The sequence below is a fragment of the Corallococcus sp. BB11-1 genome (assembly GCF_026626625.1).
GTDB lineage: Bacteria > Myxococcota > Myxococcia > Myxococcales > Myxococcaceae > Corallococcus > Corallococcus soli.
In genome coordinates this window covers 105,859-131,733 of the sequence record NZ_JAPNJY010000010.1, presented here as the reverse complement: position 1 = coordinate 131,733, position 25,875 = coordinate 105,859, and the positions used below count along the sequence as shown (strand labels likewise).

Here is a 25,875-nt window from a genome sequence, read left to right as displayed (position 1 = left end):
CGAACCATTTCGGCCACGGGCCCCCAGCACCGCTCGGGCTTTCTTGCAGAGCACCTGGGGATGCTCTTCCGCGCTTCCTCGCGTACCTGTCCACCTACAGCCCCGACTTCACGTGGGAGGACCGCGAAGCCGACGGCGCGTTGATGACGTCGGTGATGCGCAGGTGGCGGGGCTGGGCCTGCACCCGCTCGAACCAGGCGCGGATGGCGGGATGGCGGCCCAGGTCGAAGCGGCCCTCTTCCGCTACGTGCGTGTACGCATACAGCGCGATGTCCGCGAGGCTGTAGTGCTCGCCCGCGAAGAAGGGCCGCTTGCTCAGCTCGCCCTCCATGACGTCGAGCGCGGCGTAGCCTTTCTGGATGCGCTCCTCCAGCTCCTTCTCCTTGCCGGGAGGGACACCGAAGTAGGCGAGCCAGGCCCGAGCCACGGCGATGTAGGGCTCGTGGCTGTACTGTTCGAAGAACATCCACTGGAGCATCCGCGCCCGCTCCAGCCGGTCTGTGGGAATGAAGGGCGTGCCCTCGGCGAAATACCAGAGGATGGCGTTGGACTCGGCGAGGAAGACACCTGGCTCCAGCTCCACGGTGGGGGTCCGGGCAATGGGGTTCATCGCCTTGAACTCCGGCGTGCGCGTCTCTCCCGCGGAGAGATCCACCTCCCGCGTTTCAAACGGAATCGCGAGCTGATGCAGCAGCAGGCGGACCTTGTAGCAATTCCCAGAAGGGTTGAACTGGTGGAGCTTGATCATGGGCGGAAGTTCTACTCCCAGACGCGCCCTCGCGCGGACCGAAGCCCTCATGTCGGTGTGCTGCACGAACGCTTCGACCTGCCGGGTTCCAAGCGCAGCTCAGCGTTCGGCCCCGCTGCGGACACCCGGCGTCGGGCCCGGAGGTCTCGCCCCGCCTGGGCTCAGTCCCGGCCTCAGTTGCAGGAGGTCAGGAGCGGACCGAGGACGATGCAGCTTCGCGAGGCCCGGTCATTGACCGGGTTGGGGTCCGTCGGGGTGCTGGCCGTGCGGCGGGCCGTGACGGTGTAGGGCAGGCCGAAGGTGAACAGGTTCAGGCGGACGGTGAAGGACCGGCTCTGCGTGGCCCCCGGAGCGATGGCGCTGAAGCCGCAGATGGCGCTCCTCGCGCCCGGCGTGCACTGGCCGGACGAGGCGGTCAGCGGGGCGGGCAGCGACGCGGTGACGGTGGCCATGTCGAGCGGCTCGGGGCCGTTGTTCGTCACGGACACGTCATAGCGGATGTACGGATTGAAGAGGTCGAAGACGGGCCGGGCCACGAGGCGCACGGCGACGTCCGCGACGACCCCGGTCGTGTTGAGGAACACGACGGCGGTGTTGGCCTGCTCCTGGGTCACGACGATGTCCGGCCTGCCATCCCCGTTCCAGTCCGCGACGTCGATGTCGGAGGCCGGGCTGTTGGTGGAGAGGACGGTGGGCTGGGCGAAGGTGCCATCGCCCTGGTTGATGAGCACGGTGACGTCCGGTCCGGTAACAGAGGCCACGGCCACGTCGAGCAGGCCGTCCAGGTTGAAGTCCGCGAGGGCGATATCCCTGGCGTTGACGGTGGTGTTGGACCGGATGAACGAGCCGTAGGTGTTGTCGCCCATGCTGGGCGTGACGGACACGTACTGGTTGCCCGCCACGATGAGGTCCCTGAGGCCGTCGCCGGTGGCGTCCCCCAACGCGAGTCGTGCGGCGAAGTTGGGCGCGGTGGAGTTCACGAGCGAGGGAAACTTCCCGGTGCCATTGTTGCTGAGCGAAGTGGTTGATGGAGATCTTGGTCGCGACGAGCGCGCTGGTTGCCGGGAAGGGATGTTGCAGGCCGCGCGGAGTCCAGCAGCGAGCCGGATTCTGGCGTGCCACGCTGCGTGAGGTAGTCCGCGGGGCTCTGAGAGGACGGGGCGCGGCGGTGTTCGCCAGCTCGCGTGCGAGAAAGGTGACCTGGAGCGTGCGCCAACACGCTCACAGGTCGAGCGCCCCGCTTGACGTGTGAGAGAGAAGCGAGGCACCCAAGGAGTCGTACGGACGCGCGTCGGCGTCAAGTCCTGGGCGGCACAGATGCCGTCCGTGTCGGCGGTACGCCCGGCGAGCTGCGCCGCTTGCGGCGCGGCGAGCCGCCCTGTGGGAGGGCCGCTGGGGCTTCATGGGCATGGCAGCCGGAGCCGCCAGGTGCGCGGGCCGCTGGACTCTGGCGCGTCGCCCGTGCTCGTAGAGCTGCGCGTGCGACGCTACCGCTGCCGTGCGTGCGGCGTGTCGCAGACGGTAGTGCCCGCGGAGGTGCTGGCCAGGAAGCTGTATTCGCTCGCGGCCATCGCCTGGGCGCTCGCCCTGTGGGGCCTTGAGTCGCTGACGGCTGCGGCGGTGCGCGGGCGCGTGAGTCCGTGGGACGTGGTGGGGCCAGGGAGCGCCGGGCGCTGGGATGCCCTCTGCCGCTGGGCCAGGGAGGCCAGGCGCGGGACGCTCCTGTGCTGCGTGCGGCCGGCGCCCGCGGACTGGACGGCGCGAGCGGTGGCCGCACGAGCGGCGTCGACAGTCGCCGCCTTTGCGCTCCCGGCGACGGGACCGCCATCTCTGTCCGCCTGTGCCTTCCGGGGAGCCGAGCGCGCTCGCTGAGGGACTCGCTTCGCAGCCAGCGGCTCGCCCCGCTTTAGAAGTCCGTCCCACCCGACAAGCCCCGTCCTCGAAGACCTGCCTCCGGCGGGACGGTAGGCGTCTGCTCTCCCAAGAGGCCCATGCCGGGATGTGGGGGCGGTACGGGAAGTCCGCGCAAAATGAAGAGCCTCACCCCGAAGTCCCACGCCGAGGCGGTGGCGGTGTTTCGCCACGGAGTCATCGGCGTCCTCACCCAGGCTCAGATGGACCGAGGCCAGCTCGCCTCGGCGCTCGAGTCCCTCGCCCAGCAGCGCTTCGTGCCGCCGGGCGCCAAGGCGAGCCACTGCTACTCGGCGGCCACGCTCGAGCGCTGGTACTACGCGTACAAGAAGCGCGGCCTCTCAGGCCTCGCCCCGCGCGGCCGCAGCGACAAGGGCCGCGCCCAGCAACTCTCGGCGGCCCAGCGCGAGTTGCTGCTCGACATCCGGCGGGAGTACCCGTCCGCGTCCGTGACGCTCATCCTGCGCACGCTCGTCACCGATGGCCGGCTCGAGAAGGACGCCGTCTCGGCGACGACGGTGCGCCGCCTCTTCTCGGAAGCAGGACTTGACCGCGTCGGGATGCGCGATGGCAGCGGCACGAAGACGCGCCTGCGCTGGCAGGCCGAGCGCCCCATGGCCTTGTGGCACGCGGACGTGTGTCACGGGCCTGGACTCACCGTCGGGGGCAAGTCGCTGCCCTTGCGCATCCACGCGCTGCTGGACGACGCGAGTCGGTACGTCGTGGCGTTGGAGGCCCACCACACTGAGCGCGAGGTGGACATGCTTGGCCTCATGGTGCGTGCCCTGCGCAAGCACGGTCCGCCGGACGCTCTCTACCTGGACAATGGCGCCACGTACCGGGGCGAGACGCTCGCCACCGCGTGCGCTCGCATCGGCACGTCGCTTTTGCACGCTCGGCCCTACGACGCCCCCGCCCGCGGGAAGATGGAGCGCTTCTGGCGCACGCTGCGCGAGGGCTGTCTCGACTTCCTCGGGCCCGTCGCCTCGCTGCACGACGTCAATGTCCGCCTCTGCGCCTTCCTCGACGCGCACTACCACGTCACGTCGCACGCTGCCCTCATGGGTGCGACACCGAAAACCGTCTTCGAGGCCGCTCCCCGGGCGCCCGATGGCTTCGACGAGGCGAAGCTGCGCGAGGCCCTCACCACCCGCATCCGCCGACGCGTGCGGCGCGACACCACCGTCGCTGTCGATGGTGCCGACTACGAGCTCGACGCAGGCCACCTCGCCGGACGCCTCGTGCACCTGTGCCGCTGCCTTGTCGACCTGGGCGAGACTCCCTGGGCCGAATTCGAGGGCAAGCGCTACACCCTCCACCCAGTCGACGCGGTGAAGAACGCGCGCCGCAAGAGGCCGCTGCGTCGGCCTCCCCTCCACGACGAGACGTACCGGCCACACCCCGCGTTTGACCCGCCCCGCGCGCTCCTCGACCGCGCCGTCGGGCGTCCTCCTCGGCATCGCGATGGAGGTGCTTCATGACGCCCGCCTACGTCACCCACTTCGGCTTCTCCGAGGCGCCCTTCTCCAAGGAGATTGCCGACGCGGACCTCTGGCTGCCGGCCTCCAAGACGGACCTCGTCGAGGAACTCTGCGAGGCCGTACGCGAGCGGCAGAGCGTCATGCTGGTGGGCGAGCCCGGCGTCGGCAAGACGTGCGTCCTGCGCGCGCTCCGCCACCGGCTACCCCTGGCGGGCTTCCGCCTCACCTACTGTCACAACGCCACGCTGGGCCGCCGCGACTTCTACCGCCAGCTGTGTCTTGCCCTCGGGCTCACGCCCTCCGCCACCGCGGCCTCTGTCTTCTACGCCGTGTCCAGCCACGTGGAGGACCTCGGTCGCGAGCGCGTCCACCCCGTCTTCCTCCTCGACGAGGCGCACCTGCTCCACCAGGACGTGCTCGACCACCTCCACATCCTCCTCAACTACCAGTGGGACTCCAAGGCGCTCCTCTCCCTCCTCCTCGTCGGCCTGCCCGAGCTCGACTCGCGGCTCGCGATGCGCCGTAACCGCAGCCTCGCCTCCCGCCTCGCACGCCGGCTCACCATCGACGCGCTTGGGCCCGATGACACCGCGGAGTATCTCCGCCTGCGCCTGAAGAACGCGGGCTGCGAGCGAGAGCTCTTCGCCTCCGACGCGATGGCGATGCTCCACGAGGCAGCCTCCGGCGCTCACCGCGACATCGACCGGCTCGCGACCACTGCGCTTCGCGAGGCCGCGCGTCGCAAGAAAAAGCTCGTCGAGCGCGACGTACTCGCACGCGTCCTCGATACCGACGCCGCCGCTCTGTAGGCCGGTCCCATCACCGAGCGCGCTCGCTGACGCTCGCGCTCGGTGATGCCCATCAACCAAGCGGATCGCTCGTCCATCAACCAGCTCGCCTCGCAACAGCCATCACCGGCCTGGATGGCCATGACGCCAGCGGCATTCACGCCGACGATGTCGACGTGGCCGTCTCCGGTGACGTCCGCCACGGCGATGTCCAGGGTGTTGGGAGACAGGAGCACCGGGCGTTCGGTAGGGAAGGGAGCGCCGGGAGCGGTGACGATGAAGACGAACTGGTTCGTGGGGGAAAAGGTCAGCAGCTCCGGGGACGCCGTGTTCTCGACGAGGTTGGCGACGGCGAGTCCGCGAAAGGCCGCCGGCTCGCTCGGGAGTTGGGCCAGGCCGGGCGGCGTGGACAGGAAGCCGCCCGCGCCGTCGCCGTAGAACGCGGCGACGACGTTGTTGCCCACGACGGCGACGTCCGGATTGCCATCCCCGTTGAAGTCCGAGACACCGGCGACGGAGACGGGCGGGGTGAGACTGGTGGGCAGGGCCACCGTCCGCGGGGTGGCGAGCATCCCCGTCGTGGAGCCGAGCTGGATGGCGAGGGGGCGGTTTGGGATGTTCGCGATGGCGACGTCAGGGACGCCGTCCTTGTTGAAGTCGGCGGCTGCCACGTAGCGCGGGCCCGGGCCCGTGGAGGATTCCACGGGGGCCGCGAAGGTGGCGGGAGTCGCGGCCCACGCGGGCCCGGAGAGACCCAGCAGTCCAAGGGACAGCAGGGCTGGAGTGCTACGACGGGAGGAGCGGGTACGCTTCGGGTTTCGGACCGTCATGGCACGCCCTGGAACGTTGGAGTCACAGCGGGAACCCAACGTGCGTCTCGCGTCTCACGGGGGCGCCTGCCCTGAGCGCGAGCCGCCACGTCCTCGGGTACGAGGACCATGACCGTTATTGCCTGGGACGCTGGTCCAAAAGTCTGGCATCCACGGGAAGCTCAGCGGCAAAGGAGATGAGCCCGTCGATGCGGCGCCGGGCAGGGCAGGCAGACGTTCATCACGGGAGTGGCCCTCTGGGCATCCTCATCCGGGCGCGCCAGTGACACGGCGAATCCGGCCCATGTCGTCTCCGATAGGGACGGGTCTGGTGAGGAGGCGCGTACTTCGTAGGAGTGCGCCTTCAGGTCGAGGGCGAACCAGTCACGGCACATGGACAGGGCCCTGGATGCCACCATGTTCAACCGCGTCAGGAGCAATACCGCCCGGAGGGCTCAGCCCACTCGGACAATGTCAGGCATCAATGGGTATTCCGCCTCCGGGTCGATCGACAAGCCGTGGAGCAGGGCGAGGTGCAGCAAGGCCAGCCCCTCCACGCAAACGGAACGTTCCAACCCGAATGCGGGTTCGCGGGATTGCAGGGTACCCGCCCTGGCTCGGAACCAGGCGCCATGCTGCTCCAGGAGTTCCAACAGGGCGTCGAGAAATGCGCCGGACTCGTGGGTCAACAGGGCCCGGCACACGCGGACCCGAGGCGCGCCCTCATCCCCGATGACGCGGACGAGACCGGACAGCAGGCCATCCGCTGCGGTTTCCCACCCAGGCTCTCGAAGGGCGAACCCGCCCAGCAGCCGCCCATAGTAGAAATCGTCCTCGAACTCCTTGCGTGTCAGCCACCCGGACGCGGACATGCGCGCGATGTCTTGAGCGACCGTGTCCGCACCGGCAGCGAGGGCATCACAGAGTGGAGCGATCTGGGCAGCCCCCGTGAACCGGTTGAAGGGCCTCTCCTGTGTGGCGCGGTCACTCAGGAGGTTCAGTCGCCACGTTCCAGACATCCGGAGGCGCTCGCGGAAGGACACGACATCCGCCCGGGCCAGCAGCGCGCTGAGCGCGGCGATGCGGCAATGCCGCGACAGGTGGAAGAGGATGCGCTCGCGCTCCTCTACGGGGAGCGGCCCGCTTTCGACCTCAAGCGTCAGGACCCGGATGGCTTCGAGCGCGTTGGTTTCGTGATGGATCATGCTCCCGGGTCTCTCACGCTCAGGTCCGTCCCCATTCCCTGCCGTACTCCTCCAAGTCCAGGAACATCATGCCCGTGTAGTCCTCATTGACGAGCACCTGGGCGAGGTCCTCTCGAATCAGGATGAGGTTGGGCTTCTCCTTGAGCCGGAAGAGCTTCGCTTCCGGGGGAATCCGTGCCGGATCCACGACCAGGAGCGAGAACCAGGCAATGAATGAGGGAATTATCGCTGAGCGTTCGTACTGCGACTTCTCAAGATCGACGCACTCCACGACTTCCAGCAGGTTCAGGATGAAGTAGGGCTCCGGAACGAGCCGGTCCTTTTGATCGAGAAGACGGGCAGGGAGGAACTCCATGTGGGCTCCTGCGTTCGCCTCCAGGAACCGTTTCAGTCGCTCCGACACGATGATGAGGCCGAGGGTGTTGGGGATGGAGTCCGTGAGTTCAAGACCTCGGTCCTCCGCCAGCGGGAAGGTCACATTCGCTGGATACCAGTGCTGCACTGTAATGCCCTTGTGCAGTTCGTACTCCTTGGGCTCTTTCCTCAACGCGCTGGGCGCATAGGTGATCCATGCATACGCGTCATTCTCGTCGTCCGAAAGCCAGGGTCGAAAGCTCATGAGGTTGGGCCTGAGGTGTGTCAGGTTGTCTTGCCCAGTCTGGGCCGGGACTTCGTCTTTTTTGTCAGCTCGGCGACCAGCTCCTTGCGGAACGTGTTGATGTGCGAACCCCTCGTGTTTTCGCCGAACGTTACAATCCAATTCCAGTATTTCTTCTCGTATTTCTTGATCTCGGCCGGAATGCTCTCGGGTGGCTTCCAGTCCTCGCAGGGTTCATTGAGGCTCTCCTTGAGGAGCAGGTTGATCTGCTCGACGTCGAATGACACTTCCGCGGTGTAGCCGGGGTGACTGCCAACGTGGCAAGGTAGTTGGTGGACGCCACAATGGCTGTTATTGATGGCGGGTAGGAAGATAAGGTTCTCTCCGTTGTTGATGTCGTACTTCACCCGACGGAGGATCTTGAACTCCTCTTCCTCGAACACGCCCCCCTGTTTGCTCCCCTCGCTTTTGACGGTGAACAGCTCGCAAGGCAGGATGTGATGGCCCGCGTTTGGATAGGGCGTGCCTGCTTTTTCGGTGAAATGATTGAAGTGATAGCCGGCGGCGTGCGAGTCGTCACCCGCGGTTGCGCCTGGAGTCCGGGTCCCGATGGCGTTCTCGATCAAGTACTTCTTGATCTTGCTGTTGTTGTTGTAGACGCGGGCGAGCTTGCCTGGGTCTCCGCGGATACAGTTGATGCCGTTCTTTCGATACTCCTTGGAACGGCAAAGCACCGCCTGCATCGGGTATGTCGAGAGGATGTGGTCCTTCGCGGCAGTGAACGCCATGACAACCTCCTTGTGAGCTACCGCTCAAGAGTTCGCTGGAGCAGGATGACCCCGGAGTCGCCGTGGTCGGAAAGAGAGCAAACGATAGCGCTCTCGTCGTGGGAGGAGCGCAGCTCGGAGATGGCCACTCCAGCCCCCACGACCGCGCTCGACGCTCCGGTTTCACCCAGCGATTCAGCGGGAACCCGAACCCGGCAGTTCTCGAAGTCGACGTGCTCCGTCAGGTGCAACTGGGCATGGGCCCAGGCGGCTGACTTCCACTCCTCGCCATTCAGGTCCAGGACCAGACATCCCTGATACGGCAGGGGCACCCGCGCGTCACGAAGCACGAGGAGGATTGACGCGGCCAGCTCACGGCCCAGCACATGTGGCATTCGCCGCTCACCCGGCCCGGCGGCGAAGGACGCTCCCTGGACGCAGATACCCAGGGGCGCTCCGCGCGCCCTGGCCGCTCCTTCTCCCTCGATCAGGAGGCACGCTCCTGCCTGCCCGGGCATCAGGCCCACCGGCATCCGGGGCTGCTTGAGTCGCCCCTGCCCGTCAATCCACTCCAGACTTGGGACATCGGCATAGGAGTCCGCCGCGACGATGATGACCCGCTCCAGCCTTCGTTCCTCCAGCAGGTGACGGGCTTGCTGGAGGGCCGCCACCAACCCGCAGTGCCCAAGGGCCAGTGGGCGACTGCGCTCAATCGATACGGGAAGGTGTTGGAGCGTGAGCAACGGCTGGACGAAGTCCTCCACGAGGGCATGAGGGCGTTGGCCCAGGGACCAGCCGAACCGGGCCTCGTCGATGAAGGGCGTCAGGGCCAAGAGTCCGGTCCTTCCCCAGAAGGACACGTCGGAGGGCGAAGGCCACTCCATCCCATGACGCAAATCATCCAGGCTGCCCGCCGCCAGTCTGAGCCACGCGCCCACCAGGAAGAACCCCTCCGCATAGCCCGATACAGGAAAGCCGGTGACGGGCTGCGAGCCCCCCTCGCCATCCTCCACGACCAGTCCATCCAGGGCCTGTGGACGTGACAGGCCCGCCCGGATGGCCGCGCAACTTCCCGTCGCGCCGTATCCCAGTGCGGTCACCATGCCAATCCCTGTCACGACGAGCCTCACCGTACGCGCTCCAGCAGACTAGAGGGTCTTCTTGCAGCAGAGACACTTCGAGTCGTCCGGTCCTTTTCCCAGGGCGATGACCGGAGGCTGGATGAGGGGGAAGGGTGGCGTGTTCTTGTCGTTGTGGGTCATCAGGTCCATGGCCCTGGCCACGTTCTTCCCCTCGAATTTCACATCGAAGGAGTAGTTGACGAACTCCGCCTTGCCCTTCGTCTTGTTGGAGGCGACACCGCCTCCCGCTGTCCCGGCCTCGTCGCCGGTGCTGGTGCTGAAGTTCGAGTCCTTGACGCACACGGGCTTGCCCTCGGCCAGCACCGTCTCGCTCCCCTTCGCCGTGTCCGCCGAGCGCGCGATGTTGGGGTAGGGGATGGGGACCGGGCCTGCTGGGCTGGGCGTCTTGCAGACGTCCGGCATGGCCATCGTCACGCCGTTGGAGTCCTTGTGGACGATCGACATCTTGTTCACGCCGACTGTCGTTCCCATGCCGCTCCCTTGGAGTCCAGACCAGGCTTCAGTGACGCGTGACGGAGTTCATCCGTTCATTGCCGTGGCGAATGGCTGGGCCTTCAGACGTCCCGACTCACCCTTCGCAGCATGCAATTGCTCCCATTGTAAGCGAGCCCATGCCCGGACTTCCACCCCGATGCGGCCCTGGCTTCGGATCAACAGCTCAAGTGCCAGGGGAGGCCGACGGCGCATGGGGGCGCCCAGGAGCACCGTGCTCAGGTCCCGTGCGCTCGTGGGCGCGCCATTGCGATACCGCTCGGTTGGATCGAATCCTCTTCGAGCCCTGGCCCACCATGACGTGACGGCTTCGGGAGCGGGTGCGATGAGTGCAGCTGCGCCTCCAGGGCGCGGCTCGCCGTCAAGGTCTTCCTCGAGTGGCCCAGGTTCCTCGTCCTCTGGATCCTGTTCTTTCGCCAGGGGACCCTCCAGCTTCAGGCCAACGATCGAGCAGAACGCCTCCGCCGCGATGTTGGCGAAGGCCTTGTCATGCATCCAGGGCAGACAGGCTTCGGCTGCGGCCGGTCGCCCACTGAAGCCGAGTGCCCAGAGCACATCGGCTCTGAGTTCGGGCACCTGGAGCAGGCTTTTCAGCCGTTCGATGTCCTTGTCCTCTCCTCCGATTGCGAGCAGAAGCCGCGCCATGCTTCCGGCCCCATCTCTGGCGTCCAGCTGTTGCTGGCAGGCTTGCCACGCGATGCGTTGGCCACGCACGAGGCCCAGCACCAGGGCCGCCTCGCGAATCGCTGGATCCAGGGCTTGGAGGGCTGTTCGAAGCTCGGCGGGCCGGACCTCCTGTTGCGGGGCGAAACACGCTCCACGTAGGAGCGCGGACTGAAGGTCGGGTGCCTCCACGCGTGCCAATGACTCCTTCCATGATGCTTCCAGGGGGATCCGACGGAAGCGGAGCACCTCAAGCACGGCAGCCAGTATGCGTGGCTCCGCGTGCGAGAGGAGGAGATGAAGGCAACGTGGAAGCCCTTCGCCGCCTTCCAGTTCCAGTGCGCGCTGTGCTTCCTTGCGCATGTCCGGTTCGCCTTCAAGGAAGGTCTGGAGCACGGAGTCCAACCCCCTGGGTGTGCCTGACCGCAGGAGTGCCATGCACGCGGCTCGGATGTACTCAGGGTCCTCGTGCGAGCGGGCGGGCCGCAGCATGCGTTCCGCTACCTTGGAGCCAGCGACCACGAGTGCATCCAGATGGGAATGCAGGCGTTGCTCGACGCTTTCCTTCACGCGCTGGAGGTTTCGGTTCGAGCATTCCAGGGCCCGGTCCCACTGCGTGGACAGAAAGGCCGCATCGTCCAGATGCACCTCCAGGACATCCCAACGCGGAATCCTATCGGGTTGTTCTAGAAGAGAACGGGCCTGATGACGGCGGCTCGCTGATTCGGTGCGTTCCATGGGGAGTTTGGTTTGACGGTGAGCCAATCCCTCATGAAGGTAGCACGAAGCCAGGTCTTGGATTGGTGGGCGACAAAGGGCCAAGCTGTATGCCCAGCGATCACTCCAAGGGACTCAACACCGAGGCTGCGAAGGACGTCAGGAGGAGGAGGTGCTGATGACCCCCTCGGCTCCGAACGCATTCGTGGACGGAGGGCCGGTTGGAGGGGGGAACAGGTGCCTGTGGACGGAGGGGGGCAGCGCACCGAGGCCAGGGAGAGACCGCAGCGCGTCGCGTGCGCAACAGTGGAAACGCCCTGGGACGTTCAGGCGTATGCACCTCGACGGTAGGCCATCGCATCTGGGCCGTTCGCCGGTTAAGCGTGGGAACTCGACTTCCAGGGTGGGACCCTCCAGGGACTACATGCTCAGCTCGACCCGTCACGACACCGTGCCTTCGCCCTCCTTGAGCGCGGTGGGCCGCGCGCTTCCGCCGCACTACGCCAGCCAGGAACAGCTCATCGCGGCGCTGCGCGACCTGTGGGCGACGAAGCACTTCAACCTGGAGCGTCTGGAGGACCTGCACCGCAACGTCCAGGTCGGCGGCCGGCACCTGGCGCTGCCGCTGGCGGAGTACCCGGCGCTCGCGACCTTCCAGCAGCGCAACGACGCGTGGATCCGCGTGGCCACGGAGCTGTCGGAGACCGTGGCGCGCCAGGCCCTGGAGCGCGCGGGCCTGACCCCGAAGGACGTGGACCATGTCTTCTTCGTCACAGTGACGGGCATCGCCACCCCCAGCGTGGACGCGCGGCTGGTCAACCGGATGGGCTTTCGCGAGGACGTGAAGCGCACGCCCATCTTCGGCCTGGGATGCGTGGCGGGCGCCGCCGGACTGGCCCGGGCGTCGGACTACCTGCGCGCGTTCCCGAAGCAGACGGCGCTGCTCATCGCCGCGGAGCTGTGCTCGCTGACGTTGCAGCGCGAGGACCTGTCCATCCCCAACATCATCGCCTCCGGCCTCTTCGGCGACGGCGCGGCGTGCGTGGTGCTGCGGGGCGCGGAGGCTCCCGGCGCGACGGGGCCTCGCGTGGTGGGCTCGCGGTCCGTGTTCTATCCGGACACCGAACGGGTGATGGGCTGGGACGTGGTGGACACGGGCTTCAAGGTGGTGCTGTCCGCCAAGGTGCCGCAGCTCGTGAAGGACCACATCCGCGGCAACGTGGACGGCTTCCTCGCCGAGCACGGCCTCACCCGCCAGGACGTGCGGCACTGGGTGGCGCACACCGGCGGGCCCAAGGTGCTGGAGGGCTTCGAGTCCGCGCTGGAACTGGAGGCGGGCGCGCTGGAGCGCTCGTGGAGGTCGCTGCGCCAGGTGGGCAACCTGTCCAGCGCGTCGGTGCTCTTCGTGCTGGGCGAGACGCTGGAGGAGGCGGGCGCGAAGCCGGGTGAATGGGGCGTGGTGATGGCGATGGGGCCGGGCTTCTGCGCGGAGATGGTCCTGGTGCGCTGGTGACCGGCACACAGATGCTGTTCGCGGGCTTCATGGTGCTGCTCATCGCGGAGCGGCTGCTGGAGCTGGTGCTCTCCAAGCGCAACGCGGCGCGGGCCTTCGAGCGCGGCGGGGTGGAGACGGGGCAGGGGCACTACCGCTTCATGGTGGTGTTCCACACGCTCTTCCTGGTGGCGTGCGTGGCGGAGGTGTTCGGCCTGCACCGGCCCTTCTGGGGCACGTGGAGCGTGGTGGCGCTGGTGGGCGCGGTGGTGGCGCAGGGCTTGAGGTACTGGGCCATCGGGACGCTGGGCGACCGGTGGAACTCACGCATCATCGTGGTGCCGGGGCTGGCGCCGGTGACGGGCGGCCCGTACCGGTTCCTGCGGCATCCGAACTACGTGGCGGTGGTGCTGGAGCTGTTGTGCGTGCCGCTCATCCACGGGGCGTGGGTGACGGCGGTGGTCTTCACGGTGGGCAACGCGGCCCTGCTCTTCGTGCGCATCCGCGCGGAGGAGGCGGCGCTCGGCGCGATGTATTCCGAGGCGTTCGCCCACCGTCCCCGCTTCATTCCGGAGGTTCGCCGTGGCTGACACCGTGACGGAGGTGATGACGGAGATCCGCCGCATCGCCCGCGAGGAGCTGGAGTTCGAGGGCGTGGTGGAGCCCTCGCACGACCTGTTGCGCGACCTGCAACTGGACAGCCTGGGGCTGACGGTGCTGGCGGTGGGGTTGGAGAACCGCTTCCGGGTGATGCTGTCGGAGGAGGACGCGCAGGGCGTGCGCACGGTGGAGGACCTGTCGCGGCTGGTGGCCATGCGGGTCGCCGAAGCGCACTCGGAAGTGGGGGCCCAGCCATGAAGGGACCGCCCCTGCCCGCGCTGAAGCACGCCACGGTGAACGCGATGTTGAGGGCGACGTCGCACACGTCGCTGGGGCTCGTGTTCGTGGACGCCTCCGAGCGCGAGACGTCCCTGCCGTGGGCCCACGTCTACCGGCGCGCGAAGCGGGCGGCGGCGGGGCTCGCGCGGCTGGGCGTGAAGCCGGGGGAGCGGGTGGCGCTCTTGCTGCCCACGTCGCCCGCGTTCATGGATGCCTACTTCGGCACGCTGCTGGCGGGCGCGGTGCCGGTGCCCCTGTATCCGCCGGTGCGGCTGGGACGGCTGGACGAGTACCACCGGGCGACGTCGCGCATGCTCCAGGTGACGGGCGCGGTCGCGGTGCTGACGGACATGCGCGTGCGGCTGCTGCTGGGCCCCAGCGTGGAGGCCGCGCGGCCCCGGCTGGGCTGCCACACGGTGGACGCGGTGATGCACGGCGACGAGGACCTGGAGGTGGAGGTGGGGCCTGAAGCGCTGGGGCTCATCCAGTTCTCGTCCGGCTCCACGGTGGCGCCGAAGCCGGTGGCGCTGACGCACGGGGCGCTCGTGGCGCAGGTGGCGGCGCTGGAGGCGGCGATGCCGGTGGCGGCCGGCGTGACGCCGGTGGGCGTGAGCTGGCTGCCGCTGTACCACGACATGGGACTCATCGGCTGCGTGCTCTCCGCGCTGTACTACCCGGGCAGCCTGGTGCTGATTCCGCCGGAGACGTTCCTGGTGAAGCCGGCGCTGTGGCTGCGGGCGCTGTCGCGGCACCGGGGCTTCGTGTCCCCGGCGCCGAACTTCGCCTACGGGCTGTGTCTGAAGCGCGTGAAGGACGCGGAGCTCCAGGGCGTGGACCTGTCCGGGTGGCACCACGCGCTCAACGGCGCGGAGCCGGTGTCCGCGGACACGCTGCGCCGGTTCGCGGAGCGGTTCGAGAAGTGGGGCTTCTCCGCGCGGGCGCTGCGGCCGGTGTATGGCTTGTCCGAAGCCTCGCTGGCGGTGACGTTCCCCCCGGCGGGACGAGGGCCGCGCGAGCTGGGCGTGGAGCCCAACGTTCTCGCGCGCGAAGGACTGGCGCGCGAAGGGACGCGGACGCTGGTGAGCGTGGGCGCGCCGATCGCGGGCTTCGAGGTGCAGGTGCGCGGCGAGGACGGCGCGGAGCTGCCGGAGCGCAGGGTGGGGCGCGTGTTCGCGAAGGGACCGTCGGTGATGCGCGGCTACTTCGAGGACGCGGAGGCGACGGAGCGCGCGCTCACGGGCGACGGCTGGTTGGACACGGGGGACCTGGGCTTTGGCGTGGACGGGGAGCTGTACCTGACGGGCCGCGCGAAGGACCTGGTCATCATCCGGGGCGCGAACCACGCGCCGCAGGCCTTCGAGGAGCCGCTGGGCGCGGTGGAGGGCGTGCGCACGGGCTGCGCGGTGGCGCTGGGCTTCACGCCCGAGGACAGTCAGGACGAAGCGCTGTTGATCCTCGCGGAGCGCGCGGCGCCAGGCAATGAGGCGTCGGTGGAGGCGGACATCCGCTCCGCAGTGGTGGCGGCGACGGGCGTGCAGCCGCACACGGTGCGCATCCTGGAGCCGGGCACGCTGCCGCGCACGTCCAGCGGCAAGCTGCGCCGGGGTGAAGCGCTGCGGCGCTATCTGACCGGCGAGCTGACGGCGCCGAAGAAGATGGGCGCGGTGGGGATGGCGGTGGAGATGGCGAAGAGCGCGCTGGCGATGGTGCGCGCCGAGCATGACTCGTGACGGGGCGGGGCGGGTGAAACGCCACGACGTCGTCGTGGTCGGAGGCGGTCCGGCGGGGCTCGCGGTGGCCATCGCCGCGGCCCAGCGCGGGTTGGACACGGTGGTGCTGGAGCGCTCCTCCACGCCCGTGGACAAGGCCTGTGGTGAGGGCCTGATGCCTTCGGGGCTCGCGGCGTTGGAGCGGCTGGGCGTGCTGGCGCACCTGGACCGGCGCGAGAGCTCGCCCTTCGTCGGCATCCGCTACGTGCAGGAGGATGGCACCACGGCGGAAGGCCTGCTGCCGGCCCCCGGTGGGCTGGGGGTGCGCAGGCTGGCGCTGTCCACGGCGCTCGTGACGCGCGCGCGCGAGGTGGGCGTGGACCTGCGGGAGTACTCGCAGGTCGTGGCGCACCAGCGCACGGAGGAGGGGGTGCTGCTGGAGACGCCCACGGGGTCGGTGCAGGCCCGGTTCCTGGTGGCGGCGGACGGACTGGCTTCGCCGCTGCGCCGCGCGGAGGGGCTGGACGTGGTGCAGGAAGGCCCGCGCCGCTTCGGGCTGCGGCGGCACTTCCGCCGCGTGCCGTGGACGCCCTACGTGGAGGTGCACTTCGCCTCCGGCGTCGAGGCGTACGTGACGCCCGCCGGAGCGGAGCGCGTGGGCATCGCCTTCCTGTGGGAGGCGGGCACCGTGGCGGAGCGCGTGGGCTTCGAGGCGTTGCTGGCCCACTTCCCGAGGCTGGCGGAGAGGCTCGCGGGCGTGGAGCCGGACTCGCAGGTGCGCGGCGCGGGCCCGCTGGCGCGCGTGGCCCGGACGCGGGTGGCGGACCGCTTCGCGCTGGTGGGAGACGCGGCGGGCTATGTGGACGCGGTGACGGGCGAAGGCCTCACCCTGGCCTTCGCCTGCGCGGAGTCCCTGGGCGCGCTGCTCCCGGACGCACTGGCGAAGGGCGCGGGCCGCGACACGCTGCTGCCCTACGAGCGCACCTTCCAGCGCGTGTTCCGCAAGTACTCCTGGACGACGCATGGCCTGCTGATGCTCGCGCGGCGTCCGCGCCTGCGCAGGCCCGTGGTGCGCCTGCTGGGTCACTGCCCCTGGCTCTTCGAGCGCATCCTCGCCGCCGTGGTGACGTGACCCGGACCCGTGGTCGCGAATCCCGCCGCGTCCGGAAGGGTCCGCGCCTGCCCGGCGCCCACCCTCGCGGATCCGCACCGCCTGCCCCTTGTCCGCCCGCCGCACGCCGGGGACACTCGGGTCCATGGCATCTGGCCCCGCGGCTTCGCGTCCCTGGTTCGCGTTCTCCCTCGACCTGGCTCCGGCCGCGGCGAGCCGGCACCTGCACGGCCTGCCCCCCGTGCCCGACTTCCCCGAAGGCGAGCTCGCCGAAGCCCTGGACGTGGACGTCGTCTATGACGTCCACGTGCCCAACTGGGGCGGCCGGGTCGCGCGCCTCGTGGACGCCCCCGGACACCACGTCACCGGCCGGCTGCGTGCCGTGGACGCCGAGTCCTGGTCCGTCCTGGCCCGCCTGGAGACCGCCCTCGCCCTGGCCAATGAAGAGCGTCCGGTGCGGGTGCGCACCGCGTCAGGCGACGTGGTGGAGGCCCACGCCTTCACCCCCTCCGCCCGGAACACCTCCACCCAGGGGCCCGTCAGCGAGGCCTTCCTGATCACCCTCGCCGTCGCCGCCGAGCGCGCCCGCCTGCCTGCCGCTGTCGTCGAAAAGCTCCAGGCCGAAGCCCGCATCGTCCATGCCGTCCAGCACGCCCGACCCGACGGCCACCTCCCGCAGGCGCCCCACAAGCCCGGCATAAAGTGACAGCCGGGTTGATCCTGACCGAAAAAAGCCCTGGCACCTGAGAAAAAGGGAGGCGCGACGCAACCGGGTGCCGCGTCGCGCCGACGATGGGTGGAGGGGCCCCTCTCCCGGACTGTTCCCCCACCGGCCCCGAGGACGTTCACCGCATGTCGCTGCGAATCCCGACGCGAGCCGCTCCCCCGCGCCCTGCGCCCGCGAATGCGTCCGACACCGCCGCCGCGCCCGCGAACACCGCGGTGCCTGCCGCGCCCGTGCCGGGCAACGCCGCTCCCGCCGGCGCCCTTCCTTCCAACACGGTGGCGGCCCCTTCGGGGGGAAGCTGGAAGCGCTCCGCGACCAAGGAGGTGGCCATCTCCGACCTCCAGCAGAAGTTCGGCTGGACGGATGAGAGCTGGCAGGGCCGGCTGCTGAAGGCGGCGGACGAGGGCGGCGTGGGCGGCCGGGGTGAGAACGGCCAGGTGTCCGCGGCGGAGCTGGAGGCGTACCTCTCCGCGCCCACGGACGCGCAGTTCCTCACGTCCACAGCCATCCAGCAGCAGCGCGCGGCGCTCGACGCGAAGCTCGCGGGGGGCGCGCAGTCGGTGTCGGTGGACGCGTTCGACAGCCCCTGGCAGGCGTCGGTGGCGAAGCGCGCGGACCTGCTGGGCGGCAACGCGGACGGCCAGCTGTCCGCGGAAGAGCTGACGGCCTACGTGAACGCGTCCAAGGCGAACCAGGCCAAGGGCACGGGCACGGCGGCGGACACGCAGTGGGTGCCCGACCAGCAGATGGCCACCTTCCAGAGCCGCGTGGCGGAGGTCGCGGGCGAGATGGATCCGCTCCGGCCGGTGGGCGGCGAGGGCGCGACGCCCGGGCTGAACCTGGTGAAGGAGTACTCGCGCACGCTGCTGGACACGGACAAGAACGTGCCCACGTTCGTCAGCTACATGCTGTCCGCGGCGGACGTGAAGGAGACGCCCGCGGACGTCAGCCGGCTCAAGAGCACCTTCGTGCGCGACCCGGAAGTGGGCGTCGGGGGCGTGACGGACTCCGACTACAACAACACCGGCTTCGACCGGGGACACATGAAGGCGGCCGAGGATTCGCCCACGCAGGCGGCGATGAACGAAGGCCACTACATGAGCAACATCGCCCCGCAGCACGGCAATCACAACCAGCAGGTGTGGCGCACGCTGGAGCGCGGCGTGTCGGAGCTGGTGAAGGAGACGGGCGGCAAGGCCTACATCGTCACGGGCAACCTGTACCTGGACGACAAGGGCAAGCCGCTGCCGCCCGAGTCCATCGACACGATGGGCGCGAAGGACCGCAAGATGGCGGTGCCCACGCACAACTTCAAGACGGTGCTGCTGGAGCTGCCCAACGGCAACCTGTCGATGTTCGCGTACATGGTGCCGAACGCGAAGGAAGGCCCGTCCAAGAAGGACGACATCGTCCCCATGCTGGAGGCCTCGCGCGTGCCGGTGGACCAGCTGGAGGGGCTGCTGGGCCAGGACCTCTACGCGCAGCTGCCCAAGGGCGTGCAGGAGAAGCTGGAGACGGACGCGTCCGCGGCCGGCATCTTCCAGCAGCAGAGCCTCTACGAGTCCGCGACGCTGCTGCGCGGCTGATGGGGCTCAGCGAGCCTCGTTGCGCACGCGGTACTTGAGCCACACGACGCCCCCGTCCCGCTTCTCCACTGCCCGGCAGCCTGTCGAACCGCTTCAGCGGGACGGGGCCCGCATTACCGCGGGGTGCCGGGTGAAGCGGTGGATGCCGTCCGTTCCGGCACCCGGGTGAACTCCATCACCCAGTTGGTCTCCCACGTCTCTCCGTCGAGCGAGAAGGCCTGCTCCCACCGCGCGCGATCCGTCCCCTGTCGCGTCCACCGGAACTGGACCTGGACCGGACGGCCGTCGTCGGTGTCCTCGCCGTAGAAGATGCCGTGATCTCCCGTGAAGCCTCCGTGCACGGGGGGCAGGAGCACGCCTCCGCGACTGTCGACCCAGTAGATGGACCAGCGCCGCTGCTGGAGGTCGAACAGCCGCAGCGCCATTCCGGAGAAGCCTCGCTCGAACTCGGCCTCTTCGACGTTGGCCACGCCGCCCAGGTGTGTCCGACAGCGCGCTCTCGACGCGAAGGTGTCCCAGTCGTCACTGCCCGCAAGTCGCTTCTTGAGGCGCCGGTTGTGGCAGGTCCATTCGCCCAGGAAGAAGTCGAAGTCGTGCACGTCGCCAGTGGGGAGCGGGGGAAGAGGCTTCATGGTGGGAGTCCTTTTCGGGAAGCGGATCAGCGCAACCGGGAACGGAGGGTGGGCGCCAACGTCAGATGTTCGAGTGGCCCGCTCAGCGCCGGATGCAGACCGTGCAGAAGGCGGTAGGAGCGGACGACATGGGGGCTTCCGGAGTTCGGGTGCGGGAGCCATCCTTGTCAGCAAGCTGGTAGGGTCATGAAGACCACTTTCGAGCGAACCGGCCCTACCAGTTGAAGACCCCTCCCGGCGCCGTCACCTCCCTGCTTCTCCGCCTGGACCCGCGAACGTCCACGCCGCTCCACGAGCAGATCTTCGAGGGTGTCCGCGCGCGCATCCTCTCCGGAGCGCTGGCGCCGGGATGGCGGATCCCTTCATCCCGCCAGCTCGCCGCGGAGCTGGAGGTGGCCCGCAGCACGGTCCTCCAGGCGCTGGATGCACTCGCCGCCGAGGGTTACGTCGTGGCCCGCGCTGGCGCCTCCACCCGCGTCGCTCCCGAACTGCCCATCGCCCCCGAGGACCGGCCCCGGAGCGCCCCTTTCCGTGCGTCCCGGGGCCCCCGGCTCGCCGCCTCGGCCCGGATCCGGAAGTCTTCACCGGTGGGGGCGCCCCGGTTGGGCGCGGCGCCCCGTGCCTTCCGTCCTGGCGTCCCTGCGCTCGACCTGTTTCCGACCGCGCTGTGGGGGCGCACGGTGACGCGCGTCCATGCGCGCGCGAGCACCGGGCTGCTCGATGGGGGTGACCCGCTGGGCCATGCACCCCTTCGCGAAGCCATCGCTGTCCATGTGTCCGCGTCGCGCGGGGTGCGGTGTGTGGCCGAACAGATCTTCGTGACCGCAGGGACGCAGCAGGCGTTCGATGAGGTCCTCCGGCTCGCGCTCGACCCGGGAGACGCGGTCTGGGTGGAAGACCCGGGCTACCCCGGTGTCCGTCGCGCGGTGCTCGCCGCGGGTGGCCGGACGGTTCCCGTGCCCGTGGATCCGGAAGGGCTGGACGTGGGCGCTGGCATGGCTCGGGCGCCCCGGGCCCGCGTCGCGGTGGTGGCGCCCTCGCACCAGTATCCGCTGGGCGCCACGCTGAGCCTGGCGCGACGGATGGCGCTGCTGCGCTGGGCGGCACGCACGCGGGCCGTGATCATCGAGGACGACTACGACAGTGAGTTCCGTCACCGGGGCCGTCCCCTCACCGCGCTCCAGGGGCTGGATGAGACCGGCTGCGTCGTCTACGTGGGCACCTTCAGCAAGTCGATGTTCCCCGGCCTGCGCCTGGGCTTCTTCGTCGCGCCGCCGTCCCTGGTGGACGCCTTCGCCTCGGCCCGTGCCTCCGCCCCCGCGCCCGCCTCATCGCTGGAGCAGGCGGCCCTGGCGGTGTTCCTCGCGGAAGGTCACTTCGCGCGCCACCTGCGCCGGATGCGGGTGGCCTACCGGGAGCGCGGCGAAGCACTGCTGGATGCGCTGCGCGCCGACTGCGCTGGAGCCCTGACGCCCCGGCCCTGTGACACCGGCATGCAGGTGTCCGCGTCGCTCGCGGCGCCCCTGTCCGACCTGCGCGTCCGCGAGGAAGCGGCCCGGCGGGGCGTGGAGGTGGCTGCCCTGTCCGACTATTTCCTCGGGCGGAGTCGTGAGGCCGGCCTCGTCCTCGGTTTCGGCGGCGTACGCCCGGACGCCCTCCGCGCGGGGACACGGACGCTGGCCCGTGCGCTGGAGGCCCTGCGCGGGCGCTGAAGCCGACATCCTCCGGACACATTCACTCCACGGCCCCGCGTGGAGATTCAGCCCAGGGGCCGACCCTTCCCCGGCCCGGGCCGTCTACGATGGCGCCATGTCCTGGCGTCCGTCCCTCCCCCTGCTGGCCCTGCTGTGCGCCGCGTCCGCGTGCGGCCCGCGCAAGAGCGACCCGGCGCGCGTGGCGGAGGACCTGATGCGCCCCGCGCCCGTCGGGGCCTTCGCCGCGGGCACGCCCCCGGTGACCACCGACGCCTGCACGGTGCGCACGGCGAAGGACTGCTTCGACCAGGCCCTCACGCTCCTGGCCACGGACGCGCGGGGCCCGGAGCGCCTGCGCGCGCTGTCCCTGATGGGCAAGGCCTGCGACGGACAGGTGAAGGACGCCTGCTCCTGGCTGTCCCAGCACGTGAAGGAGCCCCGGCGCGTGCGCGGCGGCCCACCGGACGACCCGGTGTTCCAGGAGGCCTTCCAGCGCTGGCGCGAGGGGCGCAAGCACCACGTCCGCGTGACGTGCCGGCTGGTGCGGGGCGGCGTGCCCCAACAGTGTGAAGTGCGCGAAGCGATGCTGCCCCCGGAGCTGCTGGCGCAGGCGCTCGCCAGCATCCAGGCCTCGCGCTACGTGTTGCCATCCCTCGACGGAGAGCCCTTCGAATGCGACTGGACCATCGTCATCAAGTGACCCGGCTGTGGCCCGTGCTGGCCCTGTCGCTGTGGACGGGCTGTTTCGCCGGCACCGTGCACCGGGGCCCGGCGACCGACCACTTCGACGGCGAGACGTTCCGCAACCTGGGCGACGCCCCGAAGCTGCCCGCCCTGAAGCTCATCGGGGCCGCGCTGAAGGAGGAGCGCGGCGCGTGGCGCCCGTACGAGGCGCTGCCCTTCGGGCCGAAGCCCCCCACCCGCGTGGGCCCGGGCCAGCTGCGCGTGACGTTCATCAACCACGCCACGGTGCTGCTCCAGGCGGACGGGGTGAACGTGCTGACGGACCCCATCTATTCGGACCGGGCCAGCCCCGTGTCCTTCGTGGGCCCCCAGCGCGTGCGGCCCCCCGGCATCCGCTTCGAGGACCTGCCGCCCATCGACGTCGTGGTGGTGAGCCACAACCACTACGACCACATGGACCTGCCCACGCTGCGCATGCTGGAGGCCGCGCACCACCCGCTGTTCCTCGTGGGCCTGGGCAACCGGGAGCTCTTGAAGGCCGAGGGCTTCCAGCACGTCGAGGAGCTGGACTGGTGGCAGTCCGCGCAGGGCGGGCCGCCGGGCCTGAAGGTCACGGCGGTGCCCGCGCAGCACCGCTCGAACCGGGGGCTGACAGACCAGGAGGAGACGCTGTGGGCGGGCTACGTGCTGGAGACCTCCGGCGGCCCGGTGCTCTTCGCGGGGGACACCGGCCTGGGGCCGCACTTCCAGCGCATCACGGAGCGCTTCGGGCCCATGCGCCTGTCGGTGCTGCCCATCGGGGCATTCCGTCCGCGCATCATCCACCCGGTGCACATGGGCCCGGAGCAGGCGCTGGAGGCGCACCGCGTGCTGCGCTCGGCCACGTCGGTGGCGATGCACTACGGCACCTTCCCCATGGCCTTCGACGGCCAGGACGAGGCGAAGTACCTGCTCCTGCGGCTGCTGTTGAAGGAGCAGGTGCGGCCGCGCTTCTGGGCGCTCGGCTTCGGCGAGGGCCGGGACGTGCCGCCGCTGGCGCCCGGGGACGCGGGGCGGGCTGATGCCGGACGCTGACGGCGCCACGCCCCCTGTCTCACCGGAGGAGGAGGCGAAGGCGCTGATGGACCGGGCGCGCCTGCTCATCCGCGCGGGGCAGGTCCTGGAGGTGATCCCGCTCTGTGACACGGTGTACCGGCGCCACACGGCGTCGCGGGTGCCCGCGCTCCAGCTCCAGGTGGCGCGAGCGCTGGGGCACCGGGGCGCGGCGCTGTCGGAGCAGGGCCAGGTGGTGGAGGCCCTCATCCACTTCGACGAGGTGGAGCGCCGCTTCTGGAGCCCGCGAAAGCCCGCGCTGTGGGAGGGCGTGGCCTGGGCCATGGTGTACCGGACCAGTCTCCTGATGGAGCAGGACAGGCCCCAGCAGGCCCTCCAGTGCGTGGGGGAGGTGCTGCGCCGCTTCGGTTCGTCGGAGCCTCCGCCCGGGGGCCTGCGCAACGCGGTGGGGGTGGCCCGGTTGCTGCTGCCGAACGTGTACAACCAACTGGAGGAGCACGAGGAAGCGCTGCGCCTGAGCGAAGCCCTGCTGGAGGCGTGCGACGGGGACCCGGAGCCCCTCAAGGTCGACATGGCGTCGGGGGCGCTCCTCCAACGGGCCCATGCCCTCCAGGGGCTGGGACACTGGGAAGAGGCCCTTGAATGCTTCGACACGGTGGACGTGCGCTACTGCGAGGATCCGGATCCCCGGATGCGGTCCGTGGTGTCCGCGGCGCTCCTGGGACGGGCCCTGGTGCTCATCAAGCAGGAGCTGGTTCCGGAGGCGCTCTCCGCGCTGAACGCCGTCCTCGAACACGCCGGCCCCCACCCCTCCCCGAGGCAGCGGCCCATGGTGGACTTCGCGCAGTTCCAGCGGGAGGTCTTTGAGCGGCAGCTCGAGGAGGAGCGCGAGCTGGCCGCCCGTCAGAAGGCGAAGCGGCGGAAGTGAACCCTAGCGGATGGACTTCCAGAGCCAGCCCAGGCGCAGGTCCCGCTCGTCGAACGGTGGCGCCCGGATGAGGTCATCCTCCTCGGCGTAGACGCCCATCTCCACCCAGCGTCCCTCCCGCAGCTCGCTCACGGTGAGCGTGCGCACCTCCAGGTCCACGAACCACAGGTGCCGGATGCCGATGCGCGCGTAGAACGGCCGCTTGATGCGCTGGTCGTAGCCGCGCGTGGAGGGAGAGAGGATTTCACACGCCCAGTCGGGCACGTCGGTCCATTGCCCCTGGGGCAGCGCTGGAACCCGTTCGCGCCGCCAGCCCGCGAGGTCCGGGCTGAACTCCGGGGAGCCGCCCACCCGGATGCCCGGCTCGGCCATGATCCACCAGCCGCCGGGTTGTTCCCCGCCCAGTTGGAAGGACTCGTCCAACTCGCGGAAGAGCCTCAATCCGAAGTAGCCATGCTCGGCCCGGGGCCTCGCATGTGTGTACAACGTTCCGTCGATGATCTCGCCCACCACGCCCTCGGGCAGGGCCTCGATGTCAGCGAGGGTCGCGGGACCCTCGAGCGTCTTCGCGCCATAGGCCATGCCTGGAGTGTGGAGATAGCAGCGCCGTCTGACAAGCGAGCGGCCGGGCCGCTACTCCGGCTGCGCGATGATCAACGTCTGCAAGGGCAGGTGGCGGATGGGCCGGGTGCTCTGCACGCGGAAGCCCGCGTCGTCCAGGAACCCCTCCACCTCCGCGGGCGTGTACGCCGCCGCCCCCGACGTGAGGAAGTAGTGCAGCCCGATGAGCGGCGCGGACGTGCCCTGCGTGTCGCGCTCCTCGCGCAGGTACTCCAGCACCGCGAGCGTCCCCTTGGACGCCATGGCCCCGCGCACGCGCCGCAGGAGCGCCACGTTCTGCGCGGGCGTCAGGTGGTGCATCACCTGGAACAGCAGCACGCCGTCATACGGCCCGCCCAGGTCCGCGTGCAGCACGTCGCCTTCCCGGTGCGTCACCCGGTGCGACAGCCCCGCCTGGGCGATGATCTCCCGCCCCACGCGCACGCTGCCCTCCAGGTCCACCACCGTGGCCTTCAGGCCCCGGTGCACCCGGCACAGCTCCGCCGCGTACCAGCCATGCGCGCCGCCCAGGTCCAGCAGCTGCTTGGCGCCCCGGGGCAGGGGGATGGCCCCCGCCACCTCCGGCGAGGCCAGCCGCGCCAATTGGTACATGGCCTGGATGTAGTCGCGCCAGCGCGGGTCGTCCGGAGCGAACTGGTGGATGTCCACCGACTGCCCGCTCTTCACCGCGTTCTCCAGCTGCCCCCACCAGTCCCACTGCGCGTAGTTGAACTCCAGGAACGCGGTGATGGCCTGCGGCGAGCGCGGGTCCAGCCAGCGCCGGGCCCTGGGGGCCAGCCGGAAGCGGCCGCGCTGCAGCTCCACCACCTCGCAGGCGATGAGCGCCTCCAGCAGCGCGCGCATGCCCTCGGTGCTCGTCTTGAGCCGGGCCGCCAGCGCCTCGGCGGTCGCCGCGCCGTCCGCCAGCGCCGCGTAGACGCCCAGGCGCGCGCCGGCCATCAGCGTGCGCGACGCCATCATCCCGAAGAAGGCGTGCGCCAGGGGCTGGGGCGCCAGGTTGAGGAAGTCCGCCACCCGCTCCAGGAGGTTGTCCGCCTTGAGGCCCAGCCGCATCGCGCGTCGCTCCTTGGGTGAGGGGGCTGCTACCTACCGACGGCGCCGGGAGCCGGCCACCGCGGCCGCGCCCAGCACCAGCAGGGCCGCTTCAGGACCCAGCAGACAGCCCTGGGTCTGGGCCTTGCGGATCCCGGTGTACTTGCACTTGCCGCCCTCGTCACAGCTGAAGCGCGGCGCGCAGTCGCTGCTGCTGCGGCAGTTGGTGGGCACCCGCCCCACGCTGTCCTCGCCCTCCTCGCCGCCCGGGTCTTCTTCGCCGGCATCCGTCTGGGTCTGGGCGACGGTCGCCAGGGGCGACAGCAGCAGGAGGCCGGCCAGGGTCAGGAACCCCGCCGGACGGAGGCGCGAGAAGAAGGAGGACATGAGGCGGGCGCCACCCTAA

Annotated in this window: 26 protein-coding genes; 14 read left to right on the top strand and 12 right to left on the bottom strand. The window is 69.8% G+C overall.

The genetic code is table 11. The features are described 5' to 3' along the window. Positions 1 to 94 precede the first annotated feature (94 nt). Positions 95 to 748: a glutathione S-transferase family protein gene (locus tag OV207_RS10560; protein ID WP_267554696.1), complete on the bottom strand. Its 654-nt coding sequence runs from the start codon at positions 746 to 748 to the stop codon at positions 95 to 97. 173 nt (positions 749 to 921) lie between these two features. After that, positions 922 to 1,728 (bottom strand): FG-GAP-like repeat-containing protein, encoded by an 807-nt coding sequence (locus tag OV207_RS10555; protein WP_267554695.1) that lies wholly within the window; start codon positions 1,726 to 1,728, stop codon positions 922 to 924. Between the two features lie 337 nt (positions 1,729 to 2,065). Here OV207_RS10555 and OV207_RS37765 point away from each other — a divergent pair, with 337 nt between their 5' ends. The 3 genes from OV207_RS37765 to OV207_RS10545 all read left to right on the top strand — a co-directional run bounded on the left by OV207_RS37765 (position 2,066) and on the right by OV207_RS10545 (position 4,949). Continuing rightward, a complete protein-coding gene (locus OV207_RS37765; protein WP_420715198.1) occupies positions 2,066 to 2,620 on the top strand; it encodes a transposase family protein in 555 nt (184 codons plus the stop codon). 158 nt (positions 2,621 to 2,778) lie between these two features. Beyond that, positions 2,779 to 4,140: a DDE-type integrase/transposase/recombinase gene (locus OV207_RS10550; protein WP_267554693.1), complete on the top strand. Its 1,362-nt coding sequence runs from the start codon at positions 2,779 to 2,781 to the stop codon at positions 4,138 to 4,140. Continuing rightward, positions 4,137 to 4,949, top strand: a complete 813-nt coding sequence (locus tag OV207_RS10545) for an ExeA family protein (RefSeq protein ID WP_267554692.1) — start codon at positions 4,137 to 4,139, stop codon at positions 4,947 to 4,949. The genes OV207_RS10550 and OV207_RS10545 overlap by 4 nt, the downstream gene beginning before the upstream one ends. Positions 4,950 to 6,192: 1,243 nt before the next feature. On the opposite strand, the gene OV207_RS10540 is transcribed toward OV207_RS10545, so the two are convergent. The 6 genes from OV207_RS10540 to OV207_RS10515 are packed head-to-tail and all read right to left on the bottom strand — an operon-like array spanning position 6,193 to position 11,342. After that, positions 6,193 to 6,942, bottom strand: coding sequence for an immunity 49 family protein (locus tag OV207_RS10540; protein ID WP_193427986.1), 750 nt, complete (start codon positions 6,940 to 6,942; stop codon positions 6,193 to 6,195). 19 nt (positions 6,943 to 6,961) lie between these two features. After that, a complete protein-coding gene (locus OV207_RS10535) occupies positions 6,962 to 7,561 on the bottom strand; it encodes an imm11 family protein (RefSeq protein ID WP_267554690.1) in 600 nt (199 codons plus the stop codon). Between the two features lie 20 nt (positions 7,562 to 7,581). Further along, positions 7,582 to 8,328, bottom strand: a complete 747-nt coding sequence (locus OV207_RS10530; protein WP_267554689.1) for an AHH domain-containing protein — start codon at positions 8,326 to 8,328, stop codon at positions 7,582 to 7,584. Between the two features lie 17 nt (positions 8,329 to 8,345). After that, entirely contained in the window at positions 8,346 to 9,410 is a 1,065-nt protein-coding gene (locus tag OV207_RS10525) for a hypothetical protein (protein WP_267554687.1), read from the bottom strand. Between the two features lie 45 nt (positions 9,411 to 9,455). Beyond that, positions 9,456 to 9,920 carry a DUF4150 domain-containing protein gene (locus OV207_RS10520; RefSeq protein ID WP_267554686.1) on the bottom strand — a complete coding sequence of 155 codons (465 nt, stop codon included), beginning with the start codon at positions 9,918 to 9,920 and terminating at the stop codon, positions 9,456 to 9,458. A 48-nt stretch (positions 9,921 to 9,968) separates the two neighbouring features. Then, positions 9,969 to 11,342: a TIGR02270 family protein gene (locus OV207_RS10515; protein WP_267554684.1), complete on the bottom strand. Its 1,374-nt coding sequence runs from the start codon at positions 11,340 to 11,342 to the stop codon at positions 9,969 to 9,971. Positions 11,343 to 11,745: 403 nt separating this feature from the next. Here OV207_RS10515 and OV207_RS10510 point away from each other — a divergent pair, with 403 nt between their 5' ends. The 7 genes from OV207_RS10510 to OV207_RS10480 all read left to right on the top strand — a co-directional run bounded on the left by OV207_RS10510 (position 11,746) and on the right by OV207_RS10480 (position 18,825). Beyond that, positions 11,746 to 12,834, top strand: coding sequence for a type III polyketide synthase (locus OV207_RS10510; protein WP_267554682.1), 1,089 nt, complete (start codon positions 11,746 to 11,748; stop codon positions 12,832 to 12,834). After that, positions 12,828 to 13,403, top strand: coding sequence for an isoprenylcysteine carboxyl methyltransferase family protein (locus OV207_RS10505; RefSeq protein ID WP_193428142.1), 576 nt, complete (start codon positions 12,828 to 12,830; stop codon positions 13,401 to 13,403). The genes OV207_RS10510 and OV207_RS10505 overlap by 7 nt, the downstream gene beginning before the upstream one ends. Before the next feature lie 16 nt (positions 13,404 to 13,419). Then, complete coding sequence (locus tag OV207_RS10500; RefSeq protein ID WP_420715203.1) at positions 13,420 to 13,671, top strand: acyl carrier protein; 252 nt, start codon at positions 13,420 to 13,422, stop codon at positions 13,669 to 13,671. After that, complete coding sequence (locus tag OV207_RS10495) at positions 13,668 to 15,422, top strand: fatty acyl-AMP ligase (RefSeq protein WP_267554679.1); 1,755 nt, start codon at positions 13,668 to 13,670, stop codon at positions 15,420 to 15,422. Before OV207_RS10500 ends, OV207_RS10495 begins: the two co-directional genes overlap by 4 nt. A 13-nt stretch (positions 15,423 to 15,435) precedes the next feature. After that, on the top strand, positions 15,436 to 16,533 hold the full coding sequence (locus OV207_RS10490) for an NAD(P)/FAD-dependent oxidoreductase (protein WP_267554861.1): 1,098 nt from the start codon (positions 15,436 to 15,438) through the stop codon (positions 16,531 to 16,533). A 124-nt stretch (positions 16,534 to 16,657) separates the two neighbouring features. Further along, on the top strand, positions 16,658 to 17,218 hold the full coding sequence (locus OV207_RS10485) for a gamma-glutamylcyclotransferase family protein (RefSeq protein WP_267554677.1): 561 nt from the start codon (positions 16,658 to 16,660) through the stop codon (positions 17,216 to 17,218). Between the two features lie 146 nt (positions 17,219 to 17,364). Beyond that, positions 17,365 to 18,825, top strand: coding sequence for a DNA/RNA non-specific endonuclease (locus OV207_RS10480; protein ID WP_267554676.1), 1,461 nt, complete (start codon positions 17,365 to 17,367; stop codon positions 18,823 to 18,825). Between the two features lie 113 nt (positions 18,826 to 18,938). Here the strand turns inward: OV207_RS10480 and OV207_RS10475 are convergent, their stop codons facing one another. Continuing rightward, the gene (locus OV207_RS10475; RefSeq protein WP_267554674.1) at positions 18,939 to 19,457 is read right to left on the bottom strand and encodes a hypothetical protein; all 519 of its coding nucleotides are present in this window, start codon (positions 19,455 to 19,457) and stop codon (positions 18,939 to 18,941) included. Positions 19,458 to 19,678: 221 nt separating this feature from the next. On the opposite strand from OV207_RS10475, the gene OV207_RS10470 reads away from it, so the two are divergent. From OV207_RS10470 to OV207_RS10455, 4 genes are all read left to right on the top strand, one after another. Beyond that, the gene (locus tag OV207_RS10470; protein ID WP_267554672.1) at positions 19,679 to 21,169 is read left to right on the top strand and encodes a PLP-dependent aminotransferase family protein; all 1,491 of its coding nucleotides are present in this window, start codon (positions 19,679 to 19,681) and stop codon (positions 21,167 to 21,169) included. Between the two features lie 97 nt (positions 21,170 to 21,266). Further along, positions 21,267 to 21,851, top strand: a complete 585-nt coding sequence (locus tag OV207_RS10465; RefSeq protein WP_267554671.1) for a hypothetical protein — start codon at positions 21,267 to 21,269, stop codon at positions 21,849 to 21,851. Then, a complete protein-coding gene (locus tag OV207_RS10460; RefSeq protein ID WP_267554670.1) occupies positions 21,824 to 22,909 on the top strand; it encodes an MBL fold metallo-hydrolase in 1,086 nt (361 codons plus the stop codon). The genes OV207_RS10465 and OV207_RS10460 overlap by 28 nt, the downstream gene beginning before the upstream one ends. Then, positions 22,896 to 23,816 (top strand): tetratricopeptide repeat protein, encoded by a 921-nt coding sequence (locus OV207_RS10455; protein ID WP_267554668.1) that lies wholly within the window; start codon positions 22,896 to 22,898, stop codon positions 23,814 to 23,816. The genes OV207_RS10460 and OV207_RS10455 overlap by 14 nt, the downstream gene beginning before the upstream one ends. 3 nt (positions 23,817 to 23,819) lie before the next feature. Here the strand turns inward: OV207_RS10455 and OV207_RS10450 are convergent, their stop codons facing one another. Genes OV207_RS10450 through OV207_RS10440 form a run of 3 tightly spaced genes read right to left on the bottom strand, consistent with a single transcriptional unit; the run spans position 23,820 to position 25,856 of the window. Then, positions 23,820 to 24,398, bottom strand: a complete 579-nt coding sequence (locus OV207_RS10450) for a Uma2 family endonuclease (protein ID WP_267554666.1) — start codon at positions 24,396 to 24,398, stop codon at positions 23,820 to 23,822. Between the two features lie 51 nt (positions 24,399 to 24,449). Next, positions 24,450 to 25,490 carry a class I SAM-dependent methyltransferase gene (locus OV207_RS10445; RefSeq protein ID WP_193427967.1) on the bottom strand — a complete coding sequence of 347 codons (1,041 nt, stop codon included), beginning with the start codon at positions 25,488 to 25,490 and terminating at the stop codon, positions 24,450 to 24,452. Positions 25,491 to 25,523: 33 nt separating this feature from the next. After that, positions 25,524 to 25,856: an MXAN_6627.5 family MYXO-CTERM protein gene (locus OV207_RS10440; protein ID WP_193427966.1), complete on the bottom strand. Its 333-nt coding sequence runs from the start codon at positions 25,854 to 25,856 to the stop codon at positions 25,524 to 25,526. Positions 25,857 to 25,875 lie beyond the last annotated feature (19 nt).